Origin of the sequence: Kibdelosporangium aridum (genome assembly GCF_900176515.1) — a bacterium.
GTDB lineage: Bacteria > Actinomycetota > Actinomycetes > Mycobacteriales > Pseudonocardiaceae > Kibdelosporangium > Kibdelosporangium aridum.
Genome location: NZ_FWXV01000008.1, coordinates 53,556 through 71,048 on the forward strand (window position 1 = coordinate 53,556; position 17,493 = coordinate 71,048).

The 17,493-nt window shown below is 66.6% G+C and carries 19 protein-coding genes and 1 pseudogene; 7 read left to right on the top strand and 13 right to left on the bottom strand.

All coding sequences use genetic code 11. The annotated features are described in order from the left end of the window. Window positions 1-3: 3 nt before the first annotated feature. The 6 genes from B9C43_RS36370 to B9C43_RS36395 all read right to left on the bottom strand — a co-directional run bounded on the left by B9C43_RS36370 (window position 4) and on the right by B9C43_RS36395 (window position 6,803). Entirely contained in the window at window positions 4-1,149 is a 1,146-nt protein-coding gene (locus B9C43_RS36370; protein WP_084431305.1) for an ABC transporter ATP-binding protein, read from the bottom strand. Window positions 1,150-1,158: 9 nt separating this feature from the next. Then, on the bottom strand, window positions 1,159-2,901 hold the full coding sequence (locus tag B9C43_RS36375; RefSeq protein WP_084431306.1) for an ABC transporter permease: 1,743 nt from the start codon (window positions 2,899-2,901) through the stop codon (window positions 1,159-1,161). Between the two features lie 16 nt (window positions 2,902-2,917). Next, window positions 2,918-4,030, bottom strand: coding sequence for an ABC transporter substrate-binding protein (locus tag B9C43_RS36380; RefSeq protein WP_084431308.1), 1,113 nt, complete (start codon window positions 4,028-4,030; stop codon window positions 2,918-2,920). Next, the gene (locus B9C43_RS36385) at window positions 4,030-5,109 is read right to left on the bottom strand and encodes an ABC transporter substrate-binding protein (protein ID WP_200825854.1); all 1,080 of its coding nucleotides are present in this window, start codon (window positions 5,107-5,109) and stop codon (window positions 4,030-4,032) included. Before B9C43_RS36385 ends, B9C43_RS36380 begins: the two co-directional genes overlap by 1 nt. A gap of 140 nt (window positions 5,110-5,249) precedes the next feature. Beyond that, entirely contained in the window at window positions 5,250-5,879 is a 630-nt protein-coding gene (locus B9C43_RS36390) for a cupin domain-containing protein (RefSeq protein ID WP_051897212.1), read from the bottom strand. 87 nt (window positions 5,880-5,966) lie between these two features. Then, on the bottom strand, window positions 5,967-6,803 hold the full coding sequence (locus B9C43_RS36395) for an NAD(P)-dependent oxidoreductase (RefSeq protein ID WP_084431312.1): 837 nt from the start codon (window positions 6,801-6,803) through the stop codon (window positions 5,967-5,969). Window positions 6,804-6,866: 63 nt separating this feature from the next. On the opposite strand from B9C43_RS36395, the gene B9C43_RS36400 reads away from it, so the two are divergent. Then, window positions 6,867-8,105, top strand: a complete 1,239-nt coding sequence (locus B9C43_RS36400) for an MFS transporter (RefSeq protein WP_084431314.1) — start codon at window positions 6,867-6,869, stop codon at window positions 8,103-8,105. On the opposite strand, the gene B9C43_RS36405 is transcribed toward B9C43_RS36400, so the two are convergent. After that, a complete protein-coding gene (locus tag B9C43_RS36405; protein ID WP_033390864.1) occupies window positions 8,093-8,842 on the bottom strand; it encodes a FadR/GntR family transcriptional regulator in 750 nt (249 codons plus the stop codon). The two genes, B9C43_RS36400 and B9C43_RS36405, sit on opposite strands and share 13 nt — an antisense overlap. A 27-nt stretch (window positions 8,843-8,869) precedes the next feature. Here B9C43_RS36405 and B9C43_RS58880 point away from each other — a divergent pair. The 4 genes and pseudogenes from B9C43_RS58880 to B9C43_RS36420 form a co-directional block, all read left to right on the top strand. Then, window positions 8,870-9,376, top strand: a pseudogene (locus B9C43_RS58880) (class II aldolase/adducin family protein); the annotation flags it as partial. A 70-nt stretch (window positions 9,377-9,446) separates the two neighbouring features. Beyond that, the gene (locus B9C43_RS58885) at window positions 9,447-9,698 is read left to right on the top strand and encodes a hypothetical protein (protein ID WP_235039089.1); all 252 of its coding nucleotides are present in this window, start codon (window positions 9,447-9,449) and stop codon (window positions 9,696-9,698) included. Between the two features lie 91 nt (window positions 9,699-9,789). Continuing rightward, entirely contained in the window at window positions 9,790-10,113 is a 324-nt protein-coding gene (locus tag B9C43_RS36415) for a 2Fe-2S iron-sulfur cluster-binding protein (RefSeq protein ID WP_033390862.1), read from the top strand. Beyond that, entirely contained in the window at window positions 10,110-11,294 is a 1,185-nt protein-coding gene (locus B9C43_RS36420) for an NAD(P)/FAD-dependent oxidoreductase (RefSeq protein WP_084431316.1), read from the top strand. The genes B9C43_RS36415 and B9C43_RS36420 overlap by 4 nt, the downstream gene beginning before the upstream one ends. Here the strand turns inward: B9C43_RS36420 and B9C43_RS36425 are convergent. From B9C43_RS36425 to B9C43_RS36440, 4 genes are read right to left on the bottom strand one after another with little or no spacing between them, the layout of a single operon-like run. Further along, window positions 11,271-11,609: a hypothetical protein gene (locus tag B9C43_RS36425; RefSeq protein WP_084431318.1), complete on the bottom strand. Its 339-nt coding sequence runs from the start codon at window positions 11,607-11,609 to the stop codon at window positions 11,271-11,273. The two genes, B9C43_RS36420 and B9C43_RS36425, sit on opposite strands and share 24 nt — an antisense overlap. A gap of 1 nt (window position 11,610) precedes the next feature. Then, window positions 11,611-12,654 carry an amidohydrolase family protein gene (locus B9C43_RS36430; RefSeq protein ID WP_084431319.1) on the bottom strand — a complete coding sequence of 348 codons (1,044 nt, stop codon included), beginning with the start codon at window positions 12,652-12,654 and terminating at the stop codon, window positions 11,611-11,613. Beyond that, the gene (locus tag B9C43_RS36435) at window positions 12,651-13,343 is read right to left on the bottom strand and encodes a 4-carboxy-4-hydroxy-2-oxoadipate aldolase/oxaloacetate decarboxylase (protein WP_084431321.1); all 693 of its coding nucleotides are present in this window, start codon (window positions 13,341-13,343) and stop codon (window positions 12,651-12,653) included. The genes B9C43_RS36430 and B9C43_RS36435 overlap by 4 nt, the downstream gene beginning before the upstream one ends. Beyond that, window positions 13,340-14,443 carry a zinc-dependent alcohol dehydrogenase gene (locus tag B9C43_RS36440; protein WP_084431323.1) on the bottom strand — a complete coding sequence of 368 codons (1,104 nt, stop codon included), beginning with the start codon at window positions 14,441-14,443 and terminating at the stop codon, window positions 13,340-13,342. Before B9C43_RS36440 ends, B9C43_RS36435 begins: the two co-directional genes overlap by 4 nt. A 50-nt stretch (window positions 14,444-14,493) precedes the next feature. Here B9C43_RS36440 and B9C43_RS36445 point away from each other — a divergent pair, with 50 nt between their 5' ends. Together B9C43_RS36445 and B9C43_RS36450 are read left to right on the top strand one after the other, a co-directional pair. Then, window positions 14,494-15,387, top strand: a complete 894-nt coding sequence (locus B9C43_RS36445; protein WP_200825855.1) for a substrate-binding domain-containing protein — start codon at window positions 14,494-14,496, stop codon at window positions 15,385-15,387. A 9-nt stretch (window positions 15,388-15,396) separates the two neighbouring features. Further along, entirely contained in the window at window positions 15,397-15,840 is a 444-nt protein-coding gene (locus B9C43_RS36450; protein ID WP_143446852.1) for an RpiB/LacA/LacB family sugar-phosphate isomerase, read from the top strand. Here the strand turns inward: B9C43_RS36450 and B9C43_RS36455 are convergent. Further along, complete coding sequence (locus tag B9C43_RS36455) at window positions 15,837-16,685, bottom strand: alpha/beta fold hydrolase (RefSeq protein ID WP_084431327.1); 849 nt, start codon at window positions 16,683-16,685, stop codon at window positions 15,837-15,839. The genes B9C43_RS36450 and B9C43_RS36455 overlap by 4 nt on opposite strands. 3 nt (window positions 16,686-16,688) lie before the next feature. After that, window positions 16,689-17,477, bottom strand: coding sequence for a 3-methyl-2-oxobutanoate hydroxymethyltransferase (locus B9C43_RS36460; protein ID WP_200825856.1), 789 nt, complete (start codon window positions 17,475-17,477; stop codon window positions 16,689-16,691). Between the last annotated feature and the right edge of the window lie 16 nt (window positions 17,478-17,493).

A 17,493-nucleotide genomic window follows, 5' to 3' on the forward strand; every position in this document is an offset into this window, starting at 1 on the left:
TGTTCAGTCCACCGGTACGAGCGTCAGCTTGGCCGGGTCCATCCGCACGAACACGTCGGTGCCCGGCTGGATGGACACGGACGGGTTGCCTCTTGCCCGGATCTCGTGCTCGCCGACGCGGATCACGTGGTCGACCGCCTCACCGAGGAACGCCCGGTTCACCACCGTTCCCTTCCACTCGTTGGGCACCTCGCCCGCCCGGCTCTCAAGGTGGACCTCCACGGCTTCCGGCCGGATCGACACGACGGCCTCCTGGTTGAGCGGGACGTCCACCACCGAGTCCAGGCGCAGCGGGCCGTCGGTGGTCAGCACGGTGTACCGCTGGCCGTCCTTCGCGTCCACGGAACCGGACAACATGTTCGTCGTGCCGATGAACTCCGCGACGAACCTGCAGTTGGGGTTCTCGTAGATCTCGCGCGGACGACCCAGTTGGACGATGTTGCCGTTCTTCATCACCGCCACCGTGTTGCTCAGCACGAGCGCCTCGGTCTGGTCGTGGGTCACGTAGATCGACGTGATCCCGAGCTCGCGCTGCAGCCGCTTCAGCTCGTAGCGCAACGACTCCCGCAGCTTCGCGTCCAAGTTGGACAACGGCTCGTCGAGCAGCAGCAACGACGGTTCGACCACGAGCGCACGGGCCAGGGCGAGCCGTTGCTGCTGCCCGCCGGAGAGCTTGGTCGCCGCGCGGGACGCCAGTTCCTCCAGTTCCATCGTGGCGAGCACCTTGTGCACCTGCTCGGCGATCTTGGCCTTGCTCGGCCGCTCGCCGCGTTTCTTGACCTGCAAGGGAAACGCCACGTTGTTGAACACCGACATGTGCGGCCAGATCGCGTACGACTGGAACACCATCCCGAGCTTGCGCTCGTTGGCCGGGACGCTGTGCGGCTTGTGCCCGTCCCGTCCTTCGAACAACACCCGGCCGTCGACCTCGATCACACCCGAGTCGGGGTGTTCCAGGCCTGCGATGGAACGCAGGGTGGTCGTCTTCCCGCAGCCCGACGGCCCGAGGAGAGTGAACATCTCGCCCTCGCGCACGTCGAAGCTGATGCCGTTGACAGCGAACACCCGGTTGGTGCCGGTGCCTTTCTTCGCCCTGCGCCGCAGCTGTTCGCCGTCGAACGTCTTGGCAAGGTTCTCCACGCGAAGCACAGGGACCTCCTAGTCCTGCCGCAGACCGATCTTGGCGCCGAGCTTGTACGCCACCGTGACGAGCACGACGAGCGTCAGCACCATGACCACGCCGAGCGCTGAGAGAACGGTGAACTCGCCGTTCTCGTACTGTTCGAAGATGAGGATGGACAGGACCTCGTTCCCGGGGCTGTACAGCAGGATCGAGCTGGACAGTTCCCGGAAGGAGACCACGAGGATGTAGATCCAGCCGGCCATCAGGCCGGGAGCCAACAGCGGCAGCAGCACCTTGCGGAACGTCTGCCACCAACTCGCCCCGCTGACCTGGGCGGACTCCTCGAGTTCCGCCGAGATCTGCTGCATCGACGTGACCGCGTAGCGCATCCCGTACGGCATGTAGCGGGTCACGTAGGCGATCAGCAGGATGAAGATGGTGCCGTAGATGGGAATCGGGCTACGCAGGTACACAAAGGACAGTGCGAGGCCGAGAACGAGACCGGGTACCACGAGCGGCAGGAACGACAACTGGTCCACAATCGCCCGGCCGGGCACCTTGGACCGGACCACGACCCAGGCCGCAATCGCCATACCCGCCATCACGACCGTCGCCGTGCCCACGCCGAGGAACAGCGAGTTCTGCAGTGCCGTCATCGCTTTCGGCAGGTTCAGCAGGCTGGCGTAATTGTCGAGCGACATCGACGCGAACGCCGCGCCGGACGGGGCCTGGTAGAACTTCAGTAGTGACGTGTACAGCAGCACCAGCAGCGGGAGCGCCACGGTGAGCAGGAAGTACACGATGATCGCGGCACCCATCACCGGACGCCACTTGCCAAGGCGCATCGGGCGCGGGCGGAAACCCTTGCCGGTCACCGTCTGGTAGTTCTTCGCCGCGCGCCCGGCGAAGTTGGAGATCGCGACACCGATCATCGCGAGCACCAACAGCCCGACCGCCAGCGCACCGGCCGCCGCGAGGTCCGGCGGGTAGGAGCGCAGCACGAAGTAGATACGGCTGGTGAACACGTAGATGCCGTTCTGCAGCCCCAGCAGGGCGGGCACTTCGAAGCTCTCCAGGCCGCGCACGGTCATGATCAGCACGGCCGCGCCGATGGCGGGCCGGATCAACGGGACGGTGATCCGCCGGAACACCTGGATCCTGCTCGCGCCACTCATCAACGCGGACTCCTCCAGCGAGGGGTCCATCGAGCGGAACGCCGCGACCATCAGCAGGAACACGATGGGGGACAGGTGCAGTCCCTCCACCCAGATCATCCCCCACACCGTGAAGATGTCGACCGCGGCGGAGCCGAAGACCGGTTCGAGCATCTTGTTGAGCAGTCCGATGTCCGGGCTGGCGAGGAAGATCCAGGCGATCGTGTACAGGATGCCGGGGATGATCAACGGGATGATCGACGCGGCGAAGAACAGTGCCTTGAACGGCACGTCCGTGCGCACCTGCAGGTAGGCCAGTGACGTGCCGACCGCGAGGGACAGCACGGCCGATCCGACGGCGAACCAGAGCGAGTTGCCGATCAGACTGCCGATCCGCTCGTCGCCGTACGCGCGGGCGAAGCCGCCGAACGTGAACCCGTTGGCGTCGAAGAAGGTTCCCCAGACCAGGTAGTACAGCGGGACGATCGCCAGGTAGCCGATCGCGGCCACCACCGCGAGGGTGATGAGCAGTTTGGGGGTCGGCCACCACCGGCGCCGCCGGGGGAGTGGCGCCGGTTGGTCATCCGTGGTGACCGGTGGTCGTGGAGGCGCTGCCGTGGTCATCGCCTAACCTTTCGGTCTAGTTGGAGACCTGCTCGCCGCCCGCGACGACTTTGTCGTACTTCTTCTGCCACTCGTCGCCGTGCTCGACCATCGTCTTGACGTCGATCGGGACGATCTCCACGCCCTTGAGCGGGTCCTCGCCCGTGACGACGGCTGGTGTCAGCCCGTCCTTGACCAGCACCTGCTGTCCCTCTTCGAGCAGCCAGTCGGTGAACAACATCGCCGCGGCGGGATGCGGGGCGCTCTTCATCAGCCCGACCCCGTTGGGCCGTGCGATCACGGGCTGGGCGAACGGCAGGAAGTCGACCGGAGCGCCCTTGGCCTTCGCGCGGTCCACAATGTACGAGTAGTTGGACGCGACGAGCGAGAACTGGCCCGCCGACAACAGTTCACCCTGGACGGTGTGCCCCTTGACGATCTTGGCGCCCTTGGCCATGTCCGCGAACAGCTTGTCGATCTCGGCCTCGCTCTTGCCCTTGGTCTTCCAGTAGCCGTAGAGCGTGAGATACCAGTCGTAGTCGCCGATCTCCATGGACAGCTTGCCGTCCCACTTCGGATCGGCGAGATCCTCCCACCGCTTGGGCTCCTGGCCCTTTCCCACCAGCGTGGTGTTCCAGCTCGGAGCGAACAGGTTGAACCGCGACGCGGTCCATCCGTCGAACTGGCCCGCCTTCGGCACGAGGTCACGCCGCTCGCCCTTGTACTCGGCGAGCATGCGTTCGGTGTTGAGGGCGAAGAGCTCGTTGGCGTTGGTCTCGATGACGTCGTTGCCCGCGAACTTCGCCGACTGCTCCTGCAACACGCGCTGCAGCACGGTTTCCGAGCCCGCGCGGTAGAGCTGTACGTCGATGCCGAACTTGTCGCTGAACGCCTTCGTGATGCTGTCAGCGATGTCGCTCGTCATCGAGGTGTAGAGGTTGAGCGTTTTCTCCTGCTTGGCCCGCTCGACGAGCTTGTCCCGCCGCGCCTGTCCTTTGAGGCCGGCCATTTCCGCGTAGAACTTCTCCGCTGCCGTCGGCTCTCCGCCGCCGGTGCCGGGGCCGCTCGCTGTCGGTGAGGCACCGCAGCCCGTCGCGACCAGCACGGCCGCAAGTCCGAACGCACCTAACCGCGCCTTTGCGGTGTTCATCACTTGATCTCCTGTCCGGACTTGACGATGTCCGCGTAGAGCTGGTCCCACTTCTTGGGGTCCGCGAGCAGTTCCTGCTCCGGCGGCGCCACGACCGTGAGACCGGCCAGCGGGTCCGTGGTGGTGGGGATGGAGCCGACCCGGAACGCGTCGGCGAGTGCTTTCTGGCCCTCGGTGAGCTGCCAGTCGGTGAACAGCATCGCGGCTGCGGGATTGCGAGCCGCTTTGATCAACCCGATTCCGTTGGGGCGCACCACGATCGGCTGTACCGGTTGGCCTGACTTCGGATGCCAGCTGACCGGCGCGCCCTTGTCGGCCGCTTTGTCGATGGTGTGGCTGTAGGAGGACACGGTGATCCCGAACTGGCCCGCGGACAGCAGTTCGCCCTGCGTGGTGTGGCCCTTGGCGATCTTCGAGTTCGCGGCGATCCGGGAGAACAGGTCACGGACCTCGGCGTCGGTCTTGCCCTGGCCGATGTAGTACTGGTACATCGCGGCGAACCAGTCGACGTCCCCGATCTCCATCGACACCTGGCCCTTCCACTTCGGATCGGCCAGGTCCTCGTACGACTTGGGCTCGTCGCCGGGTGCGACCTTGCTGGTGTTCCACCCGACGACGAAGACGTTGAACCTGGCCGCCGTCCAGCCGTCGGCCTGTCCTTGCTTGCGGACCTTGTCGCGCAGTTCGCCCTTGTACGGCGCGAGCAGGCCCTCTTTGTTCATGATGTGCAGTTCACCGGCGTTGGTGTCGATCACGTCGGTGCCGGGGTATCCGGCCTGCTGTTCCTGCAACACGCGCTGCAGCACGGTTTCCGAGTTCGCGCGGTAGACGCTGACCTCGATCCCGTACGCCTTCTGGAAACCCTCGACCAGCTTGTCGATGTCGGTGTTCGACGTGTAGACGGAGAGCTTGCCCTCCTGCTTGGCCAGTTCGACTAGCGTGTCGTGGCGCTGCGCTCCGGTGAGACCGTTGACCCGGTCGTACACAGCCTCGGCCGAACCACCGCCGCCGCGGTCACCGGATGCGGACGGCGAGGTGCCGCACGCGGAGAGGAGTAGCGCGGTGGCTGTCGTAGCCACCGCGGATAGGACGGCATGACGTCGCATGTGCGTCTCCGGCAAGGATCATCGGGCAGGCATCGTCGCCTGTCCGGGTGCACTGTTCCCCTGCTTCGTTCCCCAGTGCTGGTTCCCCCGCGTGGAGATCGCGGTGAGGAGGATCAGCCGGCGTCCGGGTCGCGAACCGGCTTGACGACCGAGTTGTGCTCGCTGATCCCGGTGTGCCCGCCGTGCACGGTCCCCTGCTCGATCGCGGCGCGCAGCAGTTCGGCGCCTTGGTCCGGGCTCAGCTGGACCGAGTGCCGCTCGATGTTGTGCAGGCGCATCGTGCGCAGCAGTCCGGTGTCCTGGATGGCGAGGTACCGGGACGTGTCGTTCTCGTCGAGGTTGAAGTGCTGGTGCCACGCCCATCGCGGCGGCGCGAACAGGGTGCCCTCCGACCACTCGACGACCTCGACGGGCTCGTCGTCGTAGTTGATCAGCGAGTAGCCGCTGCCCTTGACGATGTAGAGGTAGGCCTCGGTGGTGTGGCGGTGGCGCACGGACGCCGAGCCGGGCTTGAGCTCGGCGAGGTGAGCGTTGAGCACCTCGTAGTCGGCGAGGTCGAACCAGCGGCCGCGGTTGTTGCGCCACTTGCGCTCCGGAAGGTCCATCTTGCGAAGGTCATGCGGGACGACGAGGCCCTTGATCGGCGGGTGCTGCCGGTTGAACTCGTCCCGCGCGGCGATCTCGGACGCGTCGCGATTCTTCTTCTCGCTGGACAGAACGCCTTTTAGGTAGTCGTCGCGCACTATGGGCTCCTTCGGGTCGAGTAGATCTGAGTACACCTCAGCGGTGGACTAAAGGTCTAACCTTTTGACGGTAGGGTTACCGGAACGTTACCTCGATTCCTCGCCGTGCAATGGCCTGTCGGCGAGCAGGCCGGCCACGTCGGCGACAGTGATGCCGCGCATCACCTCGCGAGCGGTCTGTGCCATCGGAATGTCCATTCCGACCTCGTTGGCCAGTTCCGCGGTGTTCGCGAGGTCTTTCGCGTGCCACGTCAGGCGCATCCGTTCGAGCTCGCGCAGGGTCCGCGAGTCGGTTGGCCCGTCCATCAGCGCGCGGCGCAGTACCGGCACCGAGACGCCGCCGCGCCTCGCGAGTTCCAGCGCCTCGGTGATCGCGCAGATCTGCGCCCAGTGCACGAGGTTGTTGGCCGTTTTCCCGACCTGGCCGGCGCCAAGCGGGCCGAGGTGGTGCACGGCGGAAGTCCACGGTTCGAGCAGTGGGCGTACTCGGTCGAGTACCTCAGCGTCGCCGCCGACCAGAAGGTTCACCGCGCCCTCCTCGGCGCCGCGTACCCCGCCGGTGAGCGCCGCGTCGAGCACGTCGACACCGGGTGGTGCGGCAGCCGCCACTTTCGCACACGTTTCGGGTCGTAGCGAAGAGCAAAGCAGGACAACTGCGCCGTTTCGTGCGCCGGCGAGTGCGCCTGATCGTCCAAAGCAGACATCGAGGACATCTCGGTCGGTCGGCACGAACACTGCGATGGCGTCGGCTTGGCGCGCCGCGTCGGCCGCGCTCGCTGCCACGTGTGCGCCAAGCTCACGCGCGGCTTCACGCTTCGTGTCGTCGAGATCCTGGACGGTGACGTCGATTCCGGCGGCCAGAAGGTGCCGGGTGATCGGGAAACCCATCGCGCCGAGGCCGATCACCGCAACGGTTGCCGTCATGGGGCCACTCCTTTCTGGAGTGAGCTAAACATTATACCATTAATCCAATAGTGAGGAGGTGTCGTGCGGGCACGCAGGGCTGCCGGGCGCGTCTTTCGTTCTCTCGCCGTGCCCAACTACCGCTTCTTCTTCATTGGCCACGCGGTCAGCGTCGTCGGAACGTGGATGCAGCGAGTCGCCCAGGACTGGCTGGTGCTCGACCTGTCCGATTCGGCCGTGGCGCTCGGCATCGCGACCGCGCTGCAGTTCTTGCCCACATTGGTGTTCGGGCTGTGGGGCGGCGTTCTGGTCGACCGGCTCGACCGGCGCCGCACGATCATGGTCACGCAGGCAGTCAGCGCTGTGCTCGCCGCGGTCCTCGCCGGGGCAGTGCTGGGCGGGGTCGTGCAACTGTGGATGGTCTACGCGTTGGCGCTTGGCCTCGGCCTGGTGACGGTGGTGGATGTGCCGGCGCGGCAAGCGTTCGTCACCGAGATGGTCGCCCCACAGGACTACGTCAACGCGCAATCGCTGAACTCGACGGTCCACAACGCTGGACGCCTTGTCGGGCCTGCGATCGCCGGTGTGCTCATCGCGGCCGTCGACGTCGGCTTGGCGTTCGCGATCAACGCGGTCTCGTTCGCGGCTGTCCTCTATGGACTGGCTCGGATGGACACCTCGGCGTTGCATCGCGTGCCGCGGTCGACGCGGGCATCAGGCAAGGCGTTGCAGGGCATGCGTTACGTCTGGGAACATCCGGAGTTGCGAGCGTGCCTTCTGCTGGTGGCCGTGGTCGCCCTGATCGGCCAGAACTTCCGGGTCGTGCTGCCGCTGCTCGCGCGCGACACCCTCGGCGGCGGCCCGGAGGTCTACGGATGGCTCACGTCCGCGCTCGGCGTCGGTGCGGTGCTCGGGGCACTGGCCAGTGCCGGGCGCCGTGCGGTGACGTCGTGGTCACTGCTGCGCTGGACCTGGATTTTCGCGGGCGTCAACGCAGTCGCCGCGTTCGCGCCAGGGCTCGCCGTGGCGCTGGGCATGATGGTGGCGCTGGGGATCGCCAACATCTCGTTCAACACGCTCGCTCGCACCATGCTGCAGATCGGCACCCAACCGGAGATGCAAGGCCGGGTGATCGCCCTGCACAGCCTCGTGTTCCTGGGCAGCACGCCGATCGGCGGCCCGCTCACCGGATGGCTGTGCGAGCAGTGGGGTGCGGGCGCCGGGTTCCTGCTCGCCGGGGTGTCGTCCGCGGCAGCGGCGCTGGCGGTCACGCCGATGCTGCGCCGGTCCCGGTCGCTGAAGACGGATGTTCAGGAGGTCTGAGCGACGCGGTCCGCGGTGCGCTGCAGGTGCGTGCGCATGATCTCGGTCGCGGCCTCGACATCGCCCGCGGCGACCGCGTCGACGAACTTCGAGTGCTCAGTCGCGCCCTTGCGGCCCATCAGTGGTGCACGCGTCTTGGCTTCCTTGAGGGACATGAGCATCGGGCCGTGGAAGCTCTCGACCAGCATCTCGATAGCAGGGTTGTGGGTGCACGCCGCGACTTTGGTGTGGAACTCGGTGGACAGCGTGAGCGAGTAGGTGCCGTCCTTGAGCGCGGCCTTCTGCCTGGCGCAGATCTCGCGCAGCTCCTCGATGTCCTGCTCGGTGGCGCGCTCGACGACCATCGGCACGATGCCCAGCTCGAACACCATCCGCGCCTCGGTGACCTGCGCCGCGGTGAGCGGGCTGAGCCGAAGCAGGTCGGCGAGACCTTCACCGAGCCGCGAGTTGCTCGGCGTGGTGACGAAGGCGCCACCATGCGCACCGACTCGGATGGTGACCAGGCCGCTGGCTTCCAGCACGCGCAGGGCCTCGCGGACGGTCACGCGGCTGACGCCGAAGCGGCTGCACAGCTCACGCTCGCTGGGCAGGCGGTCACCGGGGTTGAGCTTGCCCTCGTGGATGAGCATCTTGATCTGGTCGACGATGACCTGGGAGACCCGCCCCAGTGAAACCGGACTGAACAGGTCAGGCTCCGTCGCCGGCTTGCCGGAGCTGGCCTTCTCCTCGACGGTCATGGCGCCCATCCTCCCTTATCGAGCCACATGGCGCGACGCTGGCTCGCGGTACGGCGGCTGGTGATCGCTCTTGACGACCTGGGGACTAACAACAACAATAATCATACCAATAGTCCAAATTTGGCTGGGGGATCTCTGAGAAGAACGCTCGCCTTGGCGTGTCGCATTCTGGCGAACGCCGGCCTGGCCGAGGACATTCTCGGCCATGTGAGCGTGCGTGTCGGCGACGACGCCATGCTCGTGCGTTGCCGAGGTCCTCGCGAAGAGGGCCTTCTCTTCACGCTCGACGAGGACATCCGCCAGGTCGATCTCAACGGTAGCGGTGCGGACCTGGGACAGTGGTCGGTTCCCGCGGAACTGCCCATCCACGCGGAGATCCTGCGGTCCCGTCCGGACGTGGACGCTGTCGTGCATTGTCATCCGCCGTCGGTGCTGGCTGCCGCGCTCGCCGGCGTCCAGTTGCGCCCGATCTTCGGTGCCTACAACATTCCCGCCGCCCGGATGGCGCTCGACGGAATTCCGATCTACCCGCGCAAGGTCCTGATCCGCAGCACGGAGCTCGGGCGCGAGTTAGTCGACGCGATGGGGGCAGGCGCCGGTCTGTGTGCTCGCAGGCCACGGCATCGCGACGGTCGGGTCGGGGGAGCACGCCGTCGAGCAGGCCGTGGTGCGCGCGCTGAACCTGGACGCGCTGGCCCGGGTCAATGTCGAGCAGGCGCTGCTCGGTGGCCGTGCATCTGATCTTGACGACGAGGACATCGCGGAACTGCCCGATCTGGGCTCGTCCTTCAACGACCTGAACCTGTGGCGCCATCACGTCGCGCGGCTGCGGCTCGCCGGGCTCGACCTGGACTGACCGAACACCACTCGCTTCACGTGGTTCCCGGACGGTCGTTCGCAAGGTATTATGGTTAGACCATTGGTCGTTCAGACGAGAGGACCCGACAGTGCCCAAGGTCACCTACGTCGCGATCGACGGATCGCGCACCACGATCGACGCGGTGGCCGGCGACTCGGTCATGTCGACGGCGGTCCGCAACGGCGTGCCCGGCATCGTCGGGGAGTGCGGCGGCAACATGTCCTGCGCCACCTGCCATGTCTACGTCGACGAGGAATTCACCGTGCGGGTCGGCCCGCCAGGCGACCTCGAGGACGCCACGCTTGACCTCGGCGTGTCCGATCGTCGCGCGACGAGCAGGTTGTCCTGCCAGATCAGCATGTCCGAGGAGCTGGACGGTTTGATCGTCGCCACTCCCGAAGAGCAGCCATGAACGGCGGGGCGCTGATCGTCGGCGCGGGCCAGGCCGGCGTGCAGCTCGCCGTGTCGTTGCGGGACAACGGATACGACCAGTCGATCACCCTGATCGGCGCGGAGCCACGGCATCCCTACCAGCGGCCACCGCTGTCGAAGGCGTTCCTCGCCGGTGCTGTGGACGACGCGTCGCTGGAGTTGCGCACCGAAGCGTTCTACAAGACACGGCGTATCAACGTGTGGCCCGCTGAACGGGTGACCAAACTGCACCTGCCCGCCGGGTCACATGGGGTTGTGCTGACCGATCACGGCTGCACCATGGTGTTCGACCGGCTCGCCCTCACCGTGGGCGCGCGGCCGCGACGGCTCGACGTGCCCGGCGCGGACCTCGACGGAGTCTGCTACCTGCGGACGGCCGACGACTCCGAGCGGCTCCGCGCACACCTTGCTTCGGCGAGCAACGTCGTCGTCATCGGTGGTGGGTTCATTGGGCTGGAAGTGGCGTCGGTGGCGCGCAAGCAAGGCAGCAACGTTACGGTCGTGGATGTGGCCGACCGGCTGATGTCCCGTGCGGTCGCGCCCGTGGTGTCGGAGTTCTACCGTCGAGCCCATGTCCGACGCGGCACCGCGGTGCGCCTCAACACTGGAGTCACCGCGATCGAAGGCGTGAACGGCCACGTCACCGGAGTTCTGCTCGACGATGGCACCCGCTTGCCTGCCGACGTGGTGCTGGTGGGCGTGGGAGTGGTGCCGCGGACCGAACTGGCCGAGCAATTGGGGCTGGCGTGCGAAGGCGGAATTGTCGTCGACGAATTCTCCCGCACCAGCGAACCTTCTGTCGTGGCGGCGGGCGACTGCACCGTCATGCCCAACCCGTTGACGGGACTGGGACTGGTCCGCCTCGAGTCGGCGCCCAACGCGATCAGCCAGGCCAGAACGGCCGCGGCGACGCTCATGGGGGCGCCGGCCCCCGAGCCCGAGGTGCCGTGGTTCTGGTCGGACCAGTACGACTTGAAACTGCAGATCGCCGGGATCGCCGACGGCTATGATCGGTACGAAGTGGACGGTGACCCGGACACGGAACGGTTCTCCGTGCGGTACTTCCGCGGCGAGAGGCTGCTGGCCGTCAACGCGGTCAACAGCGCAAGGGACTATCTGGTGGTACGCAAGGAACTCTCAGATCACCGCCGACTCGCATGACTCGGGCGCGAACAGCTCCTCGGGACTGAACAGTCGTTTCGACAGGCCCTGCGCGTGGTGATAACGCAGGAACGTCTCCAGTGTGTGACGGTCGGGACCGAGGCCGTAGGACCAGTAGTCGGCGCCCAGTTCACCGCTCGCCAGCATCTCCGCGAGCGTGCGTCCCGCTTCGATGCGCTCGACCTTGATACCGGGTGGCAGGTCAAGCGCCTGCTTCTCCACCCGTCCTTGCTGTTCCTGCCCGCCAGTCAGATGGGTCATCGAATCGACCGGGACACCGTGCCGCTCGGCCAGGATGCCCCGGATCCTGGTCATGTCACCTCGCAAGCAGCTTGTCGAGTCTCGGGTACACGCGCCGCGCGTTGCCCGCCATGATCTTCGCGCGGTCAACGCCGGACATGTCGAGATTGTCGATGTAGCGCTTGGTGTCGTCCCAGTGGTGCCCGGTCTCCGGGTCGATCCCCCGCACGGCACCGAACATCTCCGAGGCGAACAGGATGTTGTCGGCGCCGATCACCCGGTGCAGCAGGTCGATCCCGGCCTGGTGGTACACGCAGGTGTCGAAGAAGACGTTGGTCATCAGGTGCTCGGACAGCGGTGGGCGGCCCATCCGGTCGGCGAGCCCGCGATAGCGACCCCAGTGGTACGGCACCGCGCCGCCGCCGTGCGGGATCACGAACCGCAGCGTGGGGAACCTGCCGAAGAGATCTCCTTGCAGTAGCTGCATGAACGCGGTCGTGTCGGCGTTGAGGTAGTGCGCGCCGAGCGTGTGCGCCGCGGGATTGCACGACGAGGAGACGTGGATCATCGCGGGGACGTCGAGGTCGACCAGGGCCTCGTAGAGCGGGAACCAGTACTCGTCGGTGAGCGGCGGGGACGTCCAGTGCCCGCCGGATGGATCGGGGTTGAGGTTCGCTCCGACAAAACCCAGCTCCTCGACACAGCGCCGCAACTCGCTGACGGAGTCGTCGAGCGTCCCGCCAGGGGTCTGTGGCAGCTGGCACGCCCCGGCGAAGTGGTCTGGAAACAGCTCGACGACCCGGTGCACGAGGTCGTTGGACGCCCGTGCCCACTCCCGCGCGGTTACCGCGTCGGGCACATGGTGTTCCATGCCTGCCGCTCTAGGGGAGAAGATCATGAAGTCGCCGCCGCGCTGCCGAAGCATGGCGAGCTGCGTGGTCTCGATGCTGTCACGGATCGCGTCATCGCTGATCCGGGCCGGGTTCGGCGAGGGCATGCTCGGGTCGGCCAGCCGGGCGAGCTGCGCGTCACGGAACGCCTGGTGCTCGCCGGGCGCGGTGGTGTAGTGGCCGTGCACATCGATGATGAGTGCCGATGATTCGCTCGCAAGCTCGCTCATGCGTCCGGCTCCCCGTCGACGTATGTGAGTCCCTTGGCAGCGAGCCGGCCGCGCATGTCGGACACGTCGAGGCTCAACTCGCCCGCAAGGTAGCGGGCTCGTGACGCGGCTTCCTTCTCCTCGCGCGCTTTCGACGCGGTCAGGACGGTTTCGGCCGCACGCTGCGGGACGACCACTACGCCGTCGTCATCGGCCACGACCACATCACCCGGCCGCACCAGTTGACCCGCGCATACGAGGGGGAGGTTGACGTCGCCGAGCGTCTCCTTGACTGTGCCCGTCGCACACACCGCTCGTGACCACACGGGAAACCCCATCCGGGACAACTCTGCGACGTCCCGGCAACCCGCATCGATGACCAGTCCGCGTACTCCCCGAACCTGTACGGCCGACGCCAGCAACTCGCCGAAGTAGCCCGCGTCGGACGGCGATGTGGGTGACACGACAAGGATGTCGCCCTCCTGGCACTGCTCGACGGCCACGTGCAGCATCCAGTTGTCGCCGGGCGGAACGCTGACGGTGATGGCCGTGCCGCCGACGTGCGCGCCGGGGTAAATGGGGCGAAGCCGTGCCGCCATCAGACCGGTACGCCCCTGTGCCTCGTGGATCGTCGCCACGCCAAGGCTGCCAAGCTCATCCACAATGGACTTGTCGGTGCGGTGGACATCGCGGACGACGAGCCCGGTCACGGCAGCACCGAGACGTGAATCGCGTCCTCGTCGCCAGCACCTGCGACCGTCCTGATCGCACGATCCACATCGGATAGCCCGAAGGTGTGCGTTGTCAGGCGCTCCAGCGGGAACCGGCCGGACGCCAGCTGGGCCAGGGCGAGCTCGACGGCCCGATGGCTGTGCCCGCGTGCGCTCTTGATCGTGATGGCTTTCTCGGTGACCTTCTTGACCGGGAAGTCCGGGAACGCGGCGAGTTCACCTTGGATCACGAGGGTTCCCGCGCGGCGCTTGAGCGCTTCGATACCGAGCAGGACAGGGGTGGTGCCCGCGCCCGCGGTGCAGTCAAGGACAACGTCCACGCCCTTGCCGCCGGTGATTTCCCGGACCCTGGTGAGCGGGTCCTCCGCCTGCACGTCGATGACGTGGTCGGCGCCGAGCGCCTTCGCCAGTTCCAGGCGGGCGGCGTCCCTGGTCGTCCCGGTCACGATGATCAGCGAGGCGCCTGCCTGTTTGCAGGCGACCGTCTGCGCGAGCCCTTGCTGCCCGGGGCCTTGGATGAGCACTGTGGAGTCGTAGCCGACGCCCGCGTCGAACAGGGCCCACTCGATGCCGTTGGACATCGGGGTGACGATGCCCGCGAGCTCGGCTGACACGCCGTCCGGCACCTTGTGCACCACCGCGTTCCACGGCAGGTACAGGTGGCTGGCGAACCCGCCCCACAGGTGGTACTGGTTCTCCGCCGACGTGTAGCCGTAGCGGCGGGCGTCCGGGTTGGTCCGCCAGTCGGTCCACTCACAGTGCTGGTACTGGCCGAGGTGGCACCACTCGCAGCGCCTGCACGGGACGTAGTGCTGGATGAAGACCCGGTCGCCCTCTTGGAAGCCTTGGCGTTCGCGGAACGTGCGGCCTGCCTTCTCGATGACGCCGACGTTCTCGTGGCCCATGATCACCGGCTCGGTGATGACGGGCTTGGCGTACATCTTGACGTCCGTGCCGCAGATGCCCGCCACCTCGACACGCAGCAACGCGCCGTCGTCGGGGATCTCCGGCATCGGGTACTCGCGGTACTCCGTGGTGCTGGCGCCCGTGCGTACGGCCGCGAGAACGGTCTCAGTCATGGTCTTATGGTATAACAATTAACATGTCGAGGTCACCCGTTCTCAGGACTGTGACGAGAACTCAGGGCAACAACCGCGCCCTCAAGGACGGCGGTGTCACGCCACGCGGGTTCTCCTTCGAGTTCGAGGAGGTCCCTGTCCTCGTCGACGCGTTCCGCCGGATGGTGCGCGGCCTGGAGTTCGACGTCAGCGAGATGGCCTTCACCACCTACCTGTGCGCCAAGGCGTACGGCAAACCGATCACCGCACTGCCGGTGTTCCCTGTGCGCGGGTTCCACCACGGCGCAATCGTCCACAATGGAACCTCTGCTGTGTCCGAGCTCGAGGGCAGTCGCGTCGGTGTCAACCGGGGCTACACGGTCACCACAGGCGTGTGGGCACGCGGCATCCTGCAGGACTACTACGGCGTCGACCTGGACAAGGTGACGTGGGTACTGTCCGGCGACGAGCACGTCGCGGAGTACCGGCCGCCAGCCAACGTCGTACCCATGCCACAGGGCGGTGACCTGGCGTCGATGATGGCGTCGGGCGAATTGGCCGCAGCCATCGGGGTGAAGGGAGCCCCGCTCATCCCGGACGCGACCGAGGCGGCCTACGAGGCGCTGCGCCGCGACGGCCTGTACCCGATCAACCACTTGGTCGTCGTCCGTGACTCGGTTCTCGCGGAGCATCCAGGTCTGGCCGCTGAGGTGTTCGATGCGTTCGCGCAGGCGAAGCAGAAGTACGTGGCAGGCCTGGACACCATCCCGGACCCGGCACCGGCCGACGTGATGTACCAGCGGGTCAAGGAGATCACCGGTCGCGACCCGCTTCCGTACGGCATCGCGCCGAACCGCCCGATGATCGACAAGCTGATCGATCACGCACTGCGGCAAGGGATCCTCGACCGCAGGCCTGCCGTCGAGGACCTGTTCGCGGCCGACACGCTCGACCTGACAGCCTGAGGGGACATCATGCGTATCGCGATCGCGGCCGACCACAACGGCGTGCCGATGAAGAAGTACCTCACCGAATGGCTTGTCTCACAAGGACATGAGGTCGACGATCGCGGCACACACGACGTCGAAGTAGTGGACTACCCGCTGCTGTGCGCGGATGTTTGTGCCGAGGTTGTCGGCGGAACTGCTGAGCGGGCGATCGTGATCGGCGGCACCGGCGGCGGCGAGGCGATCGCGTGCAACAAGGTTCGCGGTATCCGCGCAGGCCTTGGCCATTCGGTGTTCCTCGCCGAAATCTCGGCTGCCCACAACAAGACGAACGTGCTGGTGCTCGGCGCGAAGGTGATCTCCGATCAGGACGCGGTGGAAATCACCAAGACGTGGCTGACGACCCCGTTCAAAGGTGACCGGCACCAGACGCGCCTCGACCAGATCGCGGCCATGGAAGCCGGGTTCTAAACCGAGCCGAGGAACTCCAGGATCCGTTTCGGCGCTGTCTGAGCCGTCTGCTCGGCGACTGGTGCGTCCCAGAACTCCGCGTGGGGCAAGCATTCCCGCAGATACCGCGCCGCCGACGGAGCGTGCGATACGTCCTCGCCCGGGACGATCAGCGTGGGAATGTCCAGCAGCATCAGGTCTTCCGGCTCAGGTCCGGGCACAGTGTCACCGTCGAACAGCAATCGCGACATACCCGTGACGATCACGGCGTACTTGGCGGCGTCGAGGGACGCGTAGTTCTCGGCGAACGCGGGATCCCGCCGGAGCACCGTGACCCATGGACCGACTCGCGGGTCCTGAGTGAAACTGCTGGAAGTGGTACGTGCCAACTCGACTACCGCCGCGAGACCGTGTTCGGCGACGTAAGCGAGGTGTCGGCCGAGGCGCGCGTGCTGGCCCATACGGTAGCGGGGACCGCCAGCGGGGGAGTAGAGCACCAGGCTCGACACTCTGCCGGGGTGGGCCACTGCCATCGTCGTGGCGATCGAGCAACCGATGCAGCCACCCATCAAGTGCGCTCTCTCGATGCCCAAGTGGTCGAGCAACTCGACGCCTTGCGTTGCATACGATGCCCAGCCGATGCGCTCGACGCGACCGCCTGACTCGCCCGTTTCCCGCTTGTCGAACGTGATGCACGTGTACCGCTCGGCCAGTTGGGGAAGCAGTTCGAGCTGCCGGTAGATGCCTTGCGTCCGCCAGGTTTCCAGCGATGCGTTGAACCCGCCTGGCGAGAACATCAACAACGGCGGCCCGTCGCCGACGATTTCGTAGCGGGTGAGGATCCCGTCGATGGTGGTTATGGGCACGGGTCACCTGCCCTTGATCTGGCGGCCACCGCGCACATCGTCGGCGTACGCGGTGATCGCGTCGAAGCTGATCCGCGCCACGTTGGCATAGGTGTCCCGGGGGTCGTCCAATCCGGACGCCGCGTAGCCGATTGCCGCGTGGGCCATCCGCATCCGGCCATCGAGCCACGGCCCGCCGCCGAAGCCGCCGACGACCGGGATGGACACCGCGCGGGCCACCTCGGCGCCGACGACCGGGCCCGAGTTGGTGAAGTTCAGCAGCACCGCCCCGGCCGCCTCGAGTGCTTTCGCCTCGGCGACGAGTTCCGCGGTCATCTCCTCCGGTACCTGCGCATTCGACGCTCCTGTGTACGGAACGCCATAGCGCAACGCGGTTTGCGGCGTGATGCCGAACTGGGCGAACACTGGAATGCCCGCGCGGGTGACTGCGGTGACAGCGTCGAGGTGGTCGGCCGCGCCGTCGAGCTTCACGAGATCGACGCCTGCCTCCTTGACCAGCCGGATCGCGGCACGCACTGCACTGTCCGGCCCTTCCTGCAACGGGCCGAACGGGAAATCGGCACTGACCAGCGCCCGCCGTACGCCCCGGCGAACCGCCTGGGTGACGATGATCATCTGGTCCATGGTCACTTCGAGCGGGTTCGCGTGGCCCCAGAGGTTGACGCCGACAGTGTCGCCGACCGAGACGATGTCGACGCCGGCCCGGTCGACGATCCTGGCCATCTGGTAGTCCCAGACCACCACGCCGACGATCTTCTGCCCGGCGGGCTTCATCGCCTGCAAGGCGGGCACAGTCACAGGATCCATT

Excerpts from the sequence above, each read along its gene's own strand:
- B9C43_RS36380 (WP_084431308.1), bottom strand. The coding sequence starts at position 4,030 with ATGAACACCGCAAAGGCGCGGTTAGGTGCGTTCGGACTTGCGGCCGTG.
- B9C43_RS36440 (WP_084431323.1), bottom strand. The coding sequence starts at position 14,443 with ATGACTGAGACCGTTCTCGCGGCCGTACGCACGGGCGCCAGCACCACG.
- B9C43_RS36450 (WP_143446852.1), top strand. The coding sequence starts at position 15,397 with ATGCGTATCGCGATCGCGGCCGACCACAACGGCGTGCCGATGAAGAAG.
- B9C43_RS36430 (WP_084431319.1), bottom strand. The coding sequence starts at position 12,654 with ATGAGCGAGCTTGCGAGCGAATCATCGGCACTCATCATCGATGTGCAC.
- B9C43_RS36395 (WP_084431312.1), bottom strand. The coding sequence starts at position 6,803 with ATGACGGCAACCGTTGCGGTGATCGGCCTCGGCGCGATGGGTTTCCCG.
- B9C43_RS36420 (WP_084431316.1), top strand. The coding sequence starts at position 10,110 with ATGAACGGCGGGGCGCTGATCGTCGGCGCGGGCCAGGCCGGCGTGCAG.
- B9C43_RS36405 (WP_033390864.1), bottom strand. The coding sequence starts at position 8,842 with ATGACCGTCGAGGAGAAGGCCAGCTCCGGCAAGCCGGCGACGGAGCCT.
- B9C43_RS36375 (WP_084431306.1), bottom strand. The coding sequence starts at position 2,901 with ATGACCACGGCAGCGCCTCCACGACCACCGGTCACCACGGATGACCAA.
- B9C43_RS36425 (WP_084431318.1), bottom strand. The coding sequence starts at position 11,609 with ATGACCAGGATCCGGGGCATCCTGGCCGAGCGGCACGGTGTCCCGGTC.